This window comes from Cupriavidus sp. CP313, assembly GCF_054072015.1.
On sequence record NZ_JBSVZB010000019.1, the window covers coordinates 18000 to 31133 of the forward strand.

Below are 13134 nucleotides of genomic sequence, written 5' to 3' on the forward strand. Positions count from 1 at the left end.
GGGAACGCAAGCAAGCGCGAATATTTGGCGCCCGGAATCAGTCCTTCGGCGCCAGCTGGCCTTCGCCGGCCGCCTGCGGTGCCATCGCCGGCTGGTACTGGCGCGGATCGACCGGTTGCGGCTGCGGTTGGGCGGGCTGGGCCTGCTGCACAGGCGCCTGGCCTTGCGGCTGCTGGGCCGGGGGCTGGCTCACGACCGGCGCCGGGGCCGGCATCGGCGTTGCCATCGGTGCCGCGGCGCCGGCGGGCGGCGTGGACAAGGCACCGGCCGCTGCCGGTGCGCCGCGCGCGGCACCGGCCTGCAGCGGCAGCACGATTTCCTGGCGCACGCCGCTGCGCTCGATCACCACCGCACGCTGGCGGATCTCCACCAGCCGGATCTGCGGCGACAGCTCGGCGCCGGCGCGCACCGCCTTGGGCGGGCCGCCATCGATCGACACGATTGCCGCGCCCGCGCCGCCATCCACCTCGGCCACTACGCCGATCAGCTGCACGTCGCGCGGACCGCCCTGCGCCGAGCCACCGAACAGCGTCGCGACCGCGCCGGTCTCGACCGCCTCGGTCTGGGCCACGCGCGCGCTCTGCGGCACCGGGATGGTACGCATCGCGCTGAAGCTCAGCACCCAGTAGGTGGCGAGCGCACACAGCGCGATAAACAGCACCAGGCTGGCCAGGCGCGGCAGCCAGGGCGCGGAGGCATCGAAGCGGAGCGAAGGCCGGAGGGACAGTTGCATGGGATCGGGACCCTGGATACCCACAAGGCGGGCAATGGCGCGTGAGCGCAGACGCGCCAAGCGTACCAGAGCCCCATGACACTGTCTGCCGCGCCGGTGCCGCGCCGCCAACCCTTAGAGCAGGTCGTCCAGCAGGTCCGGCCCGAACACCTCGCGCTCGATATGCGCCACCGGCACGCCCGCGCTGACCAGCGCATGGCGCTGCGCCTGCATGAAGCCGAGCGGTCCGCACAGGTAGCAGCTGCCGTCGATAAAGCGCTGCAGGTCGGGCTGGCGCAGCAGTTCGGCCACCGGCATGGTGCCGGCGTGGTCGTAGTCGCGACCGGCGACGTCGCCCGCTTCCGGGGTTTCATAGCTGATGTGCGTGGCGAGCTGCGGCAGGCGTTCGCGCGCCCATTGCAGGTCGACGCGATGGGCGTGGTGGCGGCCATCGCGCGCGGCATGGGCAAACAGCACCTGGCGCTGCGATCCCTGCGCGGCCAGCGTACGCAGCACCGACAGCATCGGCGTGATGCCGATGCCGGCCGACAGCAGCACCAGCGGACGGCGGCCGTCGAGCGCCGGCGTGAACTCGCCGAACGGCGCGCTCACCTTGAGTTCAGTGCCCTCCTGGGCATTGGCGTGCAGCCAGTTGGACACCGCGCCGGCCGGGGTGGTGCGGTCGCCCGCCTCGCGCTTGACCGAGATGCGCCAGGTCGGCAGCCCGCTTTCGGCCGACAGCGAATACTGGCGCAGCTGGCGCTGGCCATCGTCGAGGCGCGCCTCGACGCTGATGTACTGGCCCGGGCGGAACGCGCGCAGCGGCTGGCCGTCGGCGGCAGCCAGGGTGAGCGCCACCACCTGGTCGCCCTGCGCCTCGCGGCGCACCACGCGCACCGGCGTCAGTTCGCCGGCGGCCACGCCGGTGCGCTGGTACAGGCGCGCCTCGGCGGCGATCAGCTCGCCGGCCAGCAGCCAGTAGGCCTCGTCCCAGGCGGCCAGCAGCGGCGGCGTGGCGGCCTCGCCCAGCACTGCGGAGATGGCGCCCAGCAGGTGGCGGCCGACGATCGGGTAGTGCGCCGGCGTCAGGCCCACGGCCGCATGCTTGTGGACAATGCGCTCGAGCACCGGCCCCAGCGCCGCCGCGTTATCGATATTGGCCGCATAGGCGAACACGGCCGAGGCCAGCGACTGCTGCTGGCTGCCGTTGGCCTGGTTGCCCATGTTGAACAGTTGCGTCAGCTCGGGCCGGTCCGCGAACATCTCGCGGTAAAAATGCGTGGTGATGGCCAGGCCGTGCTCGCGCAGCACGGGGACGCTTGCATCGATATAGGGGCGGGAAGCGGCGGACAGCATCAGGAAACACTCCGTTTTAAATCATGCAAATAAAATGCATGTTTTTGCTCAAAATAAAACCGGCTCTCGCCGGCCCGCGCGGACAGGATCCGCTCAGGCCGAACGCCGGTTCAGGAAATCGCGATGCAGGCGGATGATCGACTCGGCCGTCTGGCTGCCGGTGACATCGGCCAGCGTGACGTCGTCCAGGGCACGGTAGAAAGCCTGCTCGGCCACGTCCAGCGCGCGCTTCAGGCGGCAGTTGCCGTTCAGCGCACAGGGCGGGTTGTCGCAGTCGATCACCGCCTTGTGCCCTTCCAGCTCGCGCAGGATGGTGCCGATGGTCAGCCGCTCGGCGCCGGGGCCCAGCTGCAGGCCGCCGTGGCGGCCGCGCGTGGCGCTGATCCAGCCCAGCTTCGACAGCCGCGCCGCCACCTTGACGAGGTGGTTGTGCGAGATGTCGAACTGCTGCCCCACCTCAGCAATGGTGATCGGCCGGCTGCCGTCGCCACGGGCGACGTACATCAGCAGGCGCAACGCATAGTCGGAAAAGCGGGTCAGCTGCATCGTGCCGCCATCTTAAAAAAGATGCATTCAGGATGCAAGTTATTTCCCTGCCCGGATGCCGGTCCTCACGAACTGTGACCCGGATCAGACTTTGCTGAGGTGCCGAACGGGCCGCCCATAAAACAGTCATGTGGCGCCGGTTATACTGACTGGCGAACCCGGCCCGCCGCCGCCCCACCGGTGCGGGCCCAGCCATTCAAGCCAAGAGGTCCACTGACGATGCGCAGATTCACTCCCCAGATTGCCAGCCCCGCCCGTTCCGTGCGTGCCCGCCGTGCGCGCGGCTTCACCCTGATCGAGATCATGGTCGTGATCGTGATCCTTGGCGTGCTGGCGGCGCTGGTGGTGCCCAAGATCATGAGCCGTCCGGACGAGGCCCGCATCGTGGCCGCGCGCCAGGACATCTCGTCGATCATGCAGGCGCTCAAGCTGTATCGCCTGGACAACAGCCGCTACCCCACCACCGAGCAGGGCCTGGCCGCGCTGGTGGCCAAGCCCACCACCGAGCCCGTGCCCAACAACTGGAAGGGCGGCGGCTACCTGGAAAAGCTGCCCAAGGATCCCTGGGGCCATCCGTACCAGTACCTGAACCCGGGCGTGCGCGGCGAGATCGACGTGTTCAGCTTCGGCGCCGACGGCCAGGCCGGCGGCAACGGCAACGACGCCGACATCGGCAACTGGGAATAAGCACAGCCCCGCCGCCACCCCCTGCAACCATGACCACGGCGCCGCGCCGCCGCGCGACCGGCCCCCGGCGCCGCGGCTTTACGCTGCTCGAGCTGCTGGTGGTCATGGTGATCGCCGGCATCGTGATCTCGCTGGTGGCGGTCAACGCCTCGCCCAATGAACGGGGCCGCGTGCTCGACGACGGCCAGCGCATCGCGCGGCTGTTCGAGCTGGCGCAGGAAGAGGCGCAGCTTGGCGCACGCCCGATCGCCTGGGAGGGCGATGCCAGCGGCTGGCGCTTCCTGGAATCGACCCCCAACGGCTGGATCCCCATGCGTACCGACGTGTTTGCCCCGGGCCACTGGCGCCTGGCGCTGGACCAGGTCATCGTGGCCGAAGGGGGCCGCAGCACCGGGACCAGCAGCCCGCCCCGGCTGATCTTCGGGCGCGAGCTGATCGATGCCCCGCAGCGGCTGATCCTGGTGCGCGGCGATATCCGCGTGGACGTTGCCGGCGACGGCAGCGGCCGCTATTTCGCCAGCACGCCATGAAACCCTGCCCTCGCTCCTTGCCCCGGCCGGCCCGGCGCGGGCGCAACGCCGGCTTCACGCTGATCGAAGTGCTGGTGGCGCTGACCATCCTGGCGGTCGCGCTGACCGCGGCGATGCGCGCGATGAGCTCGATGGTCGATGCCAGCGCGTCGCTGCAGGCGCGCATGCTGGCCGAGTGGAGCGCCGAGAACCACCTGGCCGCGCTGCGCCTGGCCAAGACCTGGCCCGAGCCCGGCGTCAGCGGCTATGCCTGCCCGCAGGGCGGCACGCCGCTGTATTGCGAGCAATCCGTCTCGGGCACGCCCAATCCCGTTTTCCGCCGCGTCGAGATCGCGGTCTACCCGTCCGCCACGGATAAGTCCGTGCGCCTGGCGTGGCTGGTCACCATTGTCCCCAATGAAACCCGCAACGTGCTCTGAGCGCCGCCGCCTGCGGCGGCCCGGCGGCTTCACGCTGCTGGAAATGCTGGTCGCCATCACGCTGCTGGCGGTGATGGCGGTGATCGGCTGGCGCGCGCTGGACAGCCTGACGCGCAGCCGCGAGCGCCTCACCGACCACGATGCGCGCCTGGACGCGCTGAAGGTGCTCTACGGCCAGCTCCAGGCCGATTGCGAGCACCTGGCCAACCCCACGCTGCTGCAGGCCAGCCCGGTCGAGATCGGCCAGAACCGGCTGCTGCTGGTGCGCGACCGGCGCGACGAAGGCCAGCCGCCGACCTGGCAGGCGCTGTCGTACCAGCTCGACGGCAATACCCTGGTGCGCGTGGCCGCGCCGCCGGTGGACAGCCGCGCCGGCCTGCAGTCCGCCCTGCTGGCGCTGCGCCAGGGCGGCAGCAACACCGCGCAGGTGCGGCGCGTGCTGGCCGACGTGGACGGCATGAGCATGCGCGCATGGGTGGAGCCCGCCGGCTGGCAGGCCGACAGCGGGCGCATCCGCAACGTGCTGTTCGCGGGCAACGCCGCCAGCGCCGTGGCCGCCTCCGCGCCCGGCGCCGCGCTGCCCAACACCGCGGTGCGCGCGGTGGAACTGACCATCTTCGCCCGCATGGGCGATGGCGATGCGCCGCGGCAGTTCCAGAAGATCTGCATGACCGGGCTATGAGGCAAGCCAGCCGCCTGCCTCGCCTGGTGCCGTTGCGCCGCCGCCCGCGCGGTGCGGCCGTGGTCACCGCGCTGCTGATGGTGACGCTGGCCGTGGTGGTGGTGTCCGGCATGCTGTGGCGCCAGCAGGTGCAGATCCGCGCCATCGAGAACCAGCGGCTGCTGGCCCAGGCCACCTGGATCGAGCGCGCCGCCGTGGACTGGGCGCGGCTGATCCTGCGCGACGACCAGCGCCGCACCAATGTCGACGAACTGGGCGAGCCGTGGGCGGTGCCGATCGCCGAGACGCGGCTGTCGGACTTCCTCGGCGCGGCACTGCGCACCGACGTTGCGGGCGAGACCTCGTTCCTGTCGGGCCGCATCCTGGATGCGCAGGCGCGCCTGAACCTGGCCAACCTGGTGGTGTGGACCGCCACTGGCGGCGAAGGCGCCCAGGGAGGCCGCGCGGCCTCGGTCGACCCGGCGGCGCAGGCCGCATACCGCCGCCTGCTGCAGACGGTCGGCCTGAACCCGGCGCTGGCCGAGACCACGGCGCGCTACATGCTGCAGGCCGCGCAGGGTGGCAATGCCAGCGGCCAGCCGGCGCCGCGCCCGCTGGACAGCGTGCAGGGGCTGATGGCGCTGCCCGGCTACACGCCGGAGATGGTGGCGGTGCTGGAGCCCTTTGTCACCGTGCTGCCCGAGCGCACGCTGGTCAACGCCAACACCGCCGAGGCCGAGGTGCTGGCCGCGGTCATCGACAAGCTGCCGCTGGAGCGCGCGCGCGAACTGGTACGCCAGCGCGACCGCGCCTACTTCAACAACCTGGGCAACCTGCAGACCCAGCTGGCCGCGGTGGCGCCGCAGGCGGATGCCGCCAACCTCGGCAACCTGCTCGACGTGCGCACGCACTACTTCTTGGTCTACGGACTGGTGCGGCACGAGCGCGCCACCCGCCTGCAGGTGTCGCTGGTCTTCCGCGGCGAGCCGCTGGGCACGGCCAACACCACGCGCGTGGTCTGGATCCAGGATGCGGACCGGCTGCCGGACCTGCGCTGAGCGGCGCCCACCAGGCCGGGCGACAGGCCGAATTTGCACGCGCAAGCAACCGGGGAGAATGGTATTGACGCGGTTTAGTCACACAGGCAAGGTATGCTGCGGCGCTGGCGCGAGCGTGGCACCAGCCCACCCGCCGCCGTCCGGCCTTCCTGGCCGCCCGCCGGCATCCCCGCACCCCGGCATGATTCCAACACCGGGGCGATCCAGGGCGCATCCCAACCGGCCATGCGCCTGCCCGAGCCGTTCCACTGACGCCAAAGCAAGGAAACCTTGAGCACCACCCTGTACGTCCGCCTGCCACACCGGCCGCATGACCAGCCGCAACCGTGGCAGTTCGGCACCCTGCCGTTCGCGCTGGTGCGCACGGCCACGGCCGACACGGCGCGGCGTGGCCAGGCCCGTGCGGCGCCGGAAGTGTTGCGCGAAGGCCACGCCCGCATCGCTGACCTGCCCGCGGCCGAGCGCCTGGTGCTGATCCTCGCCGCCAGCGACGTACTGCTGACCACCGCCAGCGTGCCGCCGCTGCCGCCCGCCCGTTTGAAACAGGCGCTGCCCAACCTGGTCGAGGACGCGCTCGCGACCGATGCGCAGCCGTGCCATATCGGCGTGGGTCCTGCCCTGGACGGCAGCGCCGCGCGCGGACCGCGCCAGCGGCTGCTGATGGTGGCCGACCGCGCCTGGCTGCGCGCCGTGCTCGACGCCTTTGCCGAACACCGCCACCGGCGCCGCCATGTGCTGGCCGCGCAGCTGTGCGTGCCGCTGGCCTCCGCCGCGCAAGCCAGCACCGAGCCGTCACTGGCGGCCGCCGGCGCGCCGGCGCCGACGGCCGCGCTGGTGGTCGAAGCCGCCGCCAGCGCCCTCGCCCGGAGCGGCGAGTTGAGCGACGAATTAAGCGACGAACTGCCCGGCACCGCCGCCGATGCCGCGCGCCAGTGGCAACTGACCGTGCGCACCGGCGCACACGCCGGCTACGGGCTGCTGCTGGGCGACGATGCCCTGGCCGCGTGGCAGGCGCTTGCGCCCGCCGGCACCTGGTATGCCGATGCCGACGCTGCCGCCGCGGCGCCGGTGCCCGACCTGCGCCAGGCCGCCCGCACCAGCTGGCGCCTGTGGATCGAAGGCGCGCAGGACTGCCTGCGCGAGCCGGCGCTGGACCTGGCACAGTTTGAATTCGCGCAGGGCCGTGCCGACCGCTGGAACCTGGTGGCATGGCGCGTGCCGCTGGCATTGCTGGCGGGCATCGTGCTGGTGCAGGTCATTGGCATGAACACGCACTGGCTGCTGCTGCGGCGCGAGCAGCAGCGGCTGGAAGCCGCGCAGTTGCAGGCGCTGCACGGCGCCTTCCCGCAGATCCAGACCGTGCTCGACGCACCGCTGCAGATGCGGCGGCAGGTCGAGCAGCTGCGCACCGCCAGCGGCCGCAGCACGCCGGAAGACTTCCTGCCGCTGGCCGACCGCTTTGCCCAGGCCGCGCGCAGGCTGCCGCCTGACGCGCTGCAGGCGCTGGAGTACCGCGGCCGCATGCTGGTGGTGACGCTCAAGCCGGGCACGGACACGGCCGGCCTGCGCAGCGCCGCGCGCCAGGCCGGGCTGCAGATGGAAGAAGACAAGGCCGGAGGTGCCGCTGGCAGTACCAGCAGCAGCGCAGGCACCCCGGTGACGCCCGGCTCGCGCTGGACCGTCAGGCCCGGCCTGTAAGCGGGCCCACCAGCAAGCATGAACCCCATGAAAGACACAGCCCGAAGCCAGACGCCACGCGCCAGCCGGCCAGGCGCGACCTCTGCGCTGCGCACGCGCCTGGCGCGGCTGCGCCCGTCCGTGCCGCAGGCGTGGCAGGAGCGCTTCAACGCCTTCTGGTCGGCGCGCAACCCGCGCGAACAGGCCATCCTGGCCGGCGGCGGCGCCGTGCTGGCGCTGGTGATCGGCTACCTGGTGCTCTGGGAGCCGGCCGCCGATGGCCGCGAGCGCCTGGCGCGCAACCTGCCCAAGCTGCGCGCCGACCTGGCCGAAATGGAATCCCTGGCACAGGAAGCCCGCGGCCTGAAGGCCACGCCGGCGCCGGCGCTGCGCGGCGACGCGCTCACGCAGGCGCTGCAGGACAGCCTGGGCCAGCACGGCCTGAAGGCGACCCGGCTGGCCGCCGGCGCCGACAACAGCGTGCAGGTGCAGCTGGACAAGGTGCCCTTCGGCGCGGTCAGCGGCTGGCTGCAGGACGTGCGCCAGCAGCAGCGCATGAAGGTGATCGACGCCCGCATCGTCTATGTCGGCGCCACGGCGCTGGTGAACGTCAGCGCGACCCTGCAGGGTCCGGGCGGCCGCAGCTGATGGTACGGCTGGAAACGCTGCGCCTGCCGCGCCGCAAGCTGCGCCAGCCGGCCGCATGGCGGCGCCTGCGCTGGCTGGGGCTGGGCCTGGCGAGCGCCGCGGTGACCGTGGTGGCGATGCTGCCGGCGGCATGGATCGCCGCGCGCGTGGCCACGCAGACACAGGGACGGGTACTGCTGGCCGATGCCAGCGGCTCGCTCTGGCATGGTAGCGCCACGCTGGCGCTGTCGGCCGGCGCCGGCAGCCAGACCGCGACAGTGCTGCCTGGCCGGCTGCAATGGACGCTGGCATTCTGGCCGCTGCTGGGCGGCAGCGCGCGCCTGGTGGTGAGCCACTCCGAGGCCATGGCCGCGCCGGTCGCCATCACCGTGACGCCCGGCGGCTGGAGCGCGCAGGCAGGCGCGATCCGGCTGCCCGCGGCGCTGCTTGAAGGCATCGGCGCGCCGTTCAATACGCTGCGCCCGGACGGCCTGATGCGCGTGGACTGGTCCACGCTGCAGGGGCGCTTTTCGGGCCAGGGCATGAGCGGCCATATGACGCTGCGCATCGAACAGGTGTCGTCGGCCGTGAGCCGCCTGCGCCCGCTGGGCAGCTACCGCGCCGAGCTCGACTGGACCGGCGAGGGTGGCGGCAAGCTGCAGCTGAGCACCATCGCCGGGCCGCTGCACCTGGAGGGCAGCGGCACGCTCGGGCGGCAGGCGCGCTTCGAGGGCACCGCGCACGCCGAGCCCGAAGCGGCAACGCAACTGACCAGCCTGCTGAGCCTGCTGGGACGACAAGACAACCATGTGACAAGGCTGCGCTTCTGATGCCAGGCCAATCCAGGAGCGCCCGGAAATGACTATGAAAACCCACGCCATCCGACCTGTTTTCCATACCGCCTGCGCCCGCGCCGTGGCCCTGCTGTGCGGGCTCTCGCTGCTGGCGCCCGCGCCGTTGTGGGCCCAGCCCGGCGCGCGCACCGGTACCCCGCCCGCGCCGCCCGACATCACGCCGTCCAACCGCGACCAGGTGGTGCTGAACTTCGTCAACGCCGACCTTGATTCGGTGATCAAGGCGGTCGGCCAGGCCACCGGCAAGAACTTCGTGATCGACCCGCGCGTGAAGGGCACGGTCAACCTGGTCACCGAGCAGCCGGTGTCGCGCGCGCAGGCGCTGCAGACGCTGGGCTCGGTGCTGCGCATGCAGGGCTATGCCATGGTCGAGAGCAACGGCTTCACCAAGGTCGTGCCCGAGGCCGACGCCAAGCTGCAGGGCTCGCCCACGGTGATCGGCGCCAGCCCCAGCCGCGGCGACCAGGTGGTGACGCAGGTGTTCCGGCTGAACTATGAGTCGGCCAACAACCTGGTGCCGGTGCTGCGGCCGATGATCGCGCCCAACAACACCATCACCGCCTACCCGGCCAACAACACGCTGGTCATCACCGACTACGCCGACAACCTGCGCCGGCTGGCGCGCATCATCGCCGCGGTCGATGCGCCGGCCTCGGGCGAGGTCGAGCTGGTGCCGCTCAAGCACGCCCTGGCCAGCGATACCGCGGCCGTGCTGCAGAAGCTGCTCGACCCCGGCGCCGCGGGCGCCACCGGCGGCGCCGCACCGGGCGTCGACGCCAGCCTGCGCACCTCGGTGGTGGCGGAGCCGCGCAGCAATTCGCTGATGATCCGCGCCACCAGCCGCGCGCGGCTGCAGCAGGCGCGCCAGCTGATCGAGAAGCTCGACCAGCCCTATGCGCGCCCCGGCAATATCTGGGTGGTGCCGCTGAAGAACGCCGATGCGGTCAAGCTGGCGGCCACGCTGCGCGCCATCGTCGCCGCCGACGGCAGCTTTGGCAGCGCCACCCAGCCCGGCGGGCAGGCCGGCGGCATCGGCGGCGCGGCGGGCATGACCAATGTCTCGACGCCGGCCGGCGGGCAGTTCACCGGCGGCGCCACCGGCACCCAGGCCAGCATGCGGGGCGGCACCGGCGGCTCGGGCGGGGCCTATGGCAGCTCGGCCTTCGCCGCATCGTTCGGCACCAGTACCCAGCCGACCACCGGCGGCATCATCCAGGCCGACCAGTCCACCAACTCGCTCATCATCACCGCCAGCGAACCGGTCTACCGCAACCTGCGCGGCGTGATCGACGACCTCGACGCGCGCCGCGCGCAGGTCTACATCGAGTCGATGATCGTCGAGGTGACCGCCACCCAGGCGAGCGAGCTGGGCATCCAGTGGCAGGGCCTGATCAGCTCGTCGAGCGGCAACAACAACGTCTTTGCCGGCACCAACTTCGGCACCGGCGGACAGAACATCCTGAACCTGACCCTGGCCGGGGCGCTGGCCGACAGCAACCGCGCCGCCGCCATCGGCGTGGCGCAGGGGTTCGTGCAGGACATCGGCGGCCTGAACCTGGGCCTCGTCAACAGGGCCTTGGGGCTGGGCGCGCTGTTGCGCGCGCTGGGCTCCAACGGCAGCGTCAACCTGCTGTCCACGCCGAACCTGATCACGCTTGAGAACGAGGAAGCCAAGATCCTGATCGGCCAGAACATCCCGATCACCACCGGCTCCTATGCCCAGACCGGCGGCGCGGCCTCGGTCACGCCGTTCCAGACCATCGACCGCAAGGACGTGGGCATCACGCTGCGCGTGAAGCCGCAGATTACCGACGGCGGGCTGGTGAAGATGCAGATCTTCCAGGAATCGTCGTCAGTGGTGCAGTCAACCGCCAACCTGCTCCAGGGCCCGACCACCAACGTGCGCTCGATCGAGACCAATGTGCTGGTCGACGACGGCCAGATCATCGTGCTGGGCGGCCTGATCGAGGACTCATACGGCGACCGCGTGCAGAAGGTGCCGCTGCTGGGCGACATCCCATGGATCGGCGGCCTGTTCCGCTACGAGAACAAGAACCGCTCCAAGACCAACCTGCTGGTGTTCCTGCGCCCCTATGTGATGCGCACGGCCGCCGCCGCTGACCGCCTGACGCAGGACCGCTACGACTATATGCGCGCGCAGCAGCAAGGCTTTGTTTCGCCTAACATCATGGTGCGTGATACCAACACGCCGTTGCTGCCGCCGGCCGACGCACCGTCCACGCCGTTCATCGATCCGCGTGCAAACGGTCCGGTTGCCGCCCCGCTGCCCCTGCAGCAGAGCCTTCCGCAGAATGCCCCGCAGCCCGGCGTGCCGGGCCAGCCACAGCCCATGCAGCCGGCACCGCAGCAGCTGCCGCAACAACCGGCGAACGCACCCCAGCCGCTGAGCCTGCGCGGCGAGTCTGCGCTCCAGAACTAAGCCCCGACATGGCTAGCGAAGTCCAAACTGCCCTGCCCGCCGGCGCCAACGCGCCGGCCGAGACCCTGGAGCTGCCCTCGCCGATCGCCGCGCGGCTGGTCTCGTACGGCTTTGCGCGCGAGGCGCCGCTGCTGATCGCGCACCAGCGCCCTGACGGACTGGAAGTCTGGGTGACCCGCGCCACGTCTCCGACCGCGCTGGCCGAGGTCGCGCGCGTGCACGGCGCGCTGCGCCTGCGCGTGCTGGAGCCCGAAGCGCTGGAACGCGCCATGGCCGATGCCTACAACCGCCAGGACGCCGGCAGCGCCGCGCAGGTGGTGGGAGAAGTGGAGGGCGAGGTCGACCTGTCGCGCCTGATGCAGGACATCCCGGCGGTGGAGGACCTGCTTGAATCCGAGGACGACGCGCCGATCATCCGCATGATCAATGCGCTGCTGACGCAGGCCGCGCGCGAAGGCGCCTCGGATATCCATATCGAGCCGTTCGAGTCGTCGTCGGTGGTGCGCTTCCGCGTGGATGGCACGCTGCGCGACGTGGTGCGGCCGAAAAAGGCGCTGCACGGCGCGCTGATCTCGCGCATCAAGATCATGGCGCAGCTCGACATCGCCGAGAAACGCCTGCCGCAGGACGGCCGCATCACGCTGCGCGTGGGCGGGCGCCCGGTCGACGTGCGGGTCTCGACCCTGCCCACCGGCCACGGCGAGCGCGCGGTGCTGCGCCTGCTGGACAAGGAAGCGGGCCGGCTCGACCTGGCCAAGCTGGGCATGGCGCCGGGCACGCTGCGCGGCTTCGACCACCTGATCCGCCAGCCGCACGGCATCGTGCTGGTGACCGGGCCGACCGGCTCGGGCAAGACCACCACGCTGTATGCGGCGCTGTCACGGCTTGATGCGCGCACCACCAACATCATGACGGTGGAAGACCCGATCGAGTACGACCTGGACGGCATCGGCCAGACCCAGGTCAACGCGCGCATCGACATGACCTTCGGCAAGGCCCTGCGCGCGATCCTGCGCCAGGACCCGGACGTGGTCATGATCGGCGAAATCCGCGACCTGGAAACCGCGCAGATCGCGGTGCAGGCCTCGCTGACCGGCCACCTGGTGCTGGCCACGCTGCACACCAACGACTCGGCCTCGGCGGTGACGCGGCTGGTCGACATGGGGATCGAGCCGTTCCTGCTGTCGTCGTCGCTGCTGGGGGTGCTGGCGCAGCGGCTGGTACGCCGCCTGTGCCAGCACTGCAAGCGCGAGGAGGTGATCGAGGTCACTGCCGCCGAGGCCGAGGTGCTGCACGCGCAGGGCAAGCCGCTGCAGACCGTGTGGCACCCGGTGGGCTGCGACAAGTGCGGCCAGTCCGGGTACCAGGGGCGCATGGGCGTGTATGAGCTGCTCACCGTCGGTGACGAGATCCGCACCATGATCCACCGGCAGGCGCCTGAGTCCGAGATCAAGCAGGTGGCGCTGGCGCACGGCATGCACACCATGCGCGGCGACGCGCAGCGCTGGGTCGACAGCGGCGCGACCTCGCTTGAGGAAGTGCTGCGCGTGACGCGCGACTAAAGCGG

The 13134-nt window shown here is 71.2% G+C and carries 13 protein-coding genes; 10 read left to right on the plus strand and 3 right to left on the minus strand.

All coding sequences use genetic code 11. The annotated features are described in order from the left end of the window. Positions 1-37: 37 nt before the first annotated feature. From ACW4E8_RS23905 to ACW4E8_RS23915, 3 genes are all read right to left on the minus strand, one after another. Positions 38-733 (minus strand): type II secretion system protein N, encoded by a 696-nt coding sequence (locus tag ACW4E8_RS23905; protein WP_456806781.1) that lies wholly within the window; start codon positions 731-733, stop codon positions 38-40. A 114-nt stretch (positions 734-847) separates the two neighbouring features. Further along, on the minus strand, positions 848-2068 hold the full coding sequence (locus ACW4E8_RS23910; protein ID WP_456806782.1) for a globin domain-containing protein: 1221 nt from the start codon (positions 2066-2068) through the stop codon (positions 848-850). Positions 2069-2161: 93 nt separating this feature from the next. Continuing rightward, positions 2162-2614, minus strand: coding sequence for an RrF2 family transcriptional regulator (locus tag ACW4E8_RS23915; protein ID WP_018310196.1), 453 nt, complete (start codon positions 2612-2614; stop codon positions 2162-2164). A gap of 219 nt (positions 2615-2833) precedes the next feature. Between ACW4E8_RS23915 and gspG the strand changes: the two genes are divergently transcribed. The 10 genes from gspG to gspE all read left to right on the plus strand — a co-directional run bounded on the left by gspG (position 2834) and on the right by gspE (position 13129). Further along, complete coding sequence (gene gspG, locus ACW4E8_RS23920) at positions 2834-3301, plus strand: type II secretion system major pseudopilin GspG (RefSeq protein WP_035823430.1); 468 nt, start codon at positions 2834-2836, stop codon at positions 3299-3301. Positions 3302-3330: 29 nt separating this feature from the next. After that, a complete protein-coding gene (locus tag ACW4E8_RS23925) occupies positions 3331-3831 on the plus strand; it encodes a GspH/FimT family pseudopilin (protein ID WP_456806783.1) in 501 nt (166 codons plus the stop codon). Beyond that, positions 3828-4250 carry a type II secretion system minor pseudopilin GspI gene (gene gspI, locus ACW4E8_RS23930; protein ID WP_456806784.1) on the plus strand — a complete coding sequence of 141 codons (423 nt, stop codon included), beginning with the start codon at positions 3828-3830 and terminating at the stop codon, positions 4248-4250. Before ACW4E8_RS23925 ends, gspI begins: the two co-directional genes overlap by 4 nt. Continuing rightward, positions 4228-4932, plus strand: coding sequence for a PulJ/GspJ family protein (locus ACW4E8_RS23935; protein WP_456806785.1), 705 nt, complete (start codon positions 4228-4230; stop codon positions 4930-4932). The genes gspI and ACW4E8_RS23935 overlap by 23 nt, the downstream gene beginning before the upstream one ends. Further along, entirely contained in the window at positions 4929-5969 is a 1041-nt protein-coding gene (gene gspK / locus ACW4E8_RS23940) for a type II secretion system minor pseudopilin GspK (protein ID WP_456806786.1), read from the plus strand. Before ACW4E8_RS23935 ends, gspK begins: the two co-directional genes overlap by 4 nt. 270 nt (positions 5970-6239) lie before the next feature. Beyond that, the gene (gene gspL, locus ACW4E8_RS23945; RefSeq protein WP_456806787.1) at positions 6240-7667 is read left to right on the plus strand and encodes a type II secretion system protein GspL; all 1428 of its coding nucleotides are present in this window, start codon (positions 6240-6242) and stop codon (positions 7665-7667) included. A gap of 18 nt (positions 7668-7685) precedes the next feature. After that, complete coding sequence (locus tag ACW4E8_RS23950) at positions 7686-8294, plus strand: type II secretion system protein M (RefSeq protein ID WP_456806788.1); 609 nt, start codon at positions 7686-7688, stop codon at positions 8292-8294. Continuing rightward, positions 8294-9103 carry a type II secretion system protein N gene (gspN, locus tag ACW4E8_RS23955; RefSeq protein ID WP_456806789.1) on the plus strand — a complete coding sequence of 270 codons (810 nt, stop codon included), beginning with the start codon at positions 8294-8296 and terminating at the stop codon, positions 9101-9103. The genes ACW4E8_RS23950 and gspN overlap by 1 nt, the downstream gene beginning before the upstream one ends. Positions 9104-9137: 34 nt before the next feature. Next, the gene (gene gspD, locus ACW4E8_RS23960; protein WP_456806908.1) at positions 9138-11567 is read left to right on the plus strand and encodes a type II secretion system secretin GspD; all 2430 of its coding nucleotides are present in this window, start codon (positions 9138-9140) and stop codon (positions 11565-11567) included. 8 nt (positions 11568-11575) lie between these two features. Then, positions 11576-13129 (plus strand): type II secretion system ATPase GspE, encoded by a 1554-nt coding sequence (gene gspE, locus ACW4E8_RS23965; RefSeq protein WP_456806790.1) that lies wholly within the window; start codon positions 11576-11578, stop codon positions 13127-13129. The last annotated feature ends 5 nt before the right edge of the window (positions 13130-13134 follow it).

Excerpts from the sequence above, each read along its gene's own strand:
- ACW4E8_RS23905 (WP_456806781.1), bottom strand. The coding sequence starts at position 733 with ATGCAACTGTCCCTCCGGCCTTCGCTCCGCTTCGATGCCTCCGCGCCC.
- ACW4E8_RS23910 (WP_456806782.1), bottom strand. The coding sequence starts at position 2,068 with ATGCTGTCCGCCGCTTCCCGCCCCTATATCGATGCAAGCGTCCCCGTG.
- ACW4E8_RS23915 (WP_018310196.1), bottom strand. The coding sequence starts at position 2,614 with ATGCAGCTGACCCGCTTTTCCGACTATGCGTTGCGCCTGCTGATGTAC.
- gspG (WP_035823430.1), top strand. The coding sequence starts at position 2,834 with ATGCGCAGATTCACTCCCCAGATTGCCAGCCCCGCCCGTTCCGTGCGT.
- ACW4E8_RS23925 (WP_456806783.1), top strand. The coding sequence starts at position 3,331 with ATGACCACGGCGCCGCGCCGCCGCGCGACCGGCCCCCGGCGCCGCGGC.
- gspI (WP_456806784.1), top strand. The coding sequence starts at position 3,828 with ATGAAACCCTGCCCTCGCTCCTTGCCCCGGCCGGCCCGGCGCGGGCGC.
- ACW4E8_RS23935 (WP_456806785.1), top strand. The coding sequence starts at position 4,228 with ATGAAACCCGCAACGTGCTCTGAGCGCCGCCGCCTGCGGCGGCCCGGC.
- gspK (WP_456806786.1), top strand. The coding sequence starts at position 4,929 with ATGAGGCAAGCCAGCCGCCTGCCTCGCCTGGTGCCGTTGCGCCGCCGC.
- ACW4E8_RS23950 (WP_456806788.1), top strand. The coding sequence starts at position 7,686 with ATGAACCCCATGAAAGACACAGCCCGAAGCCAGACGCCACGCGCCAGC.
- gspN (WP_456806789.1), top strand. The coding sequence starts at position 8,294 with ATGGTACGGCTGGAAACGCTGCGCCTGCCGCGCCGCAAGCTGCGCCAG.
- gspD (WP_456806908.1), top strand. The coding sequence starts at position 9,138 with ATGAAAACCCACGCCATCCGACCTGTTTTCCATACCGCCTGCGCCCGC.
- gspE (WP_456806790.1), top strand. The coding sequence starts at position 11,576 with ATGGCTAGCGAAGTCCAAACTGCCCTGCCCGCCGGCGCCAACGCGCCG.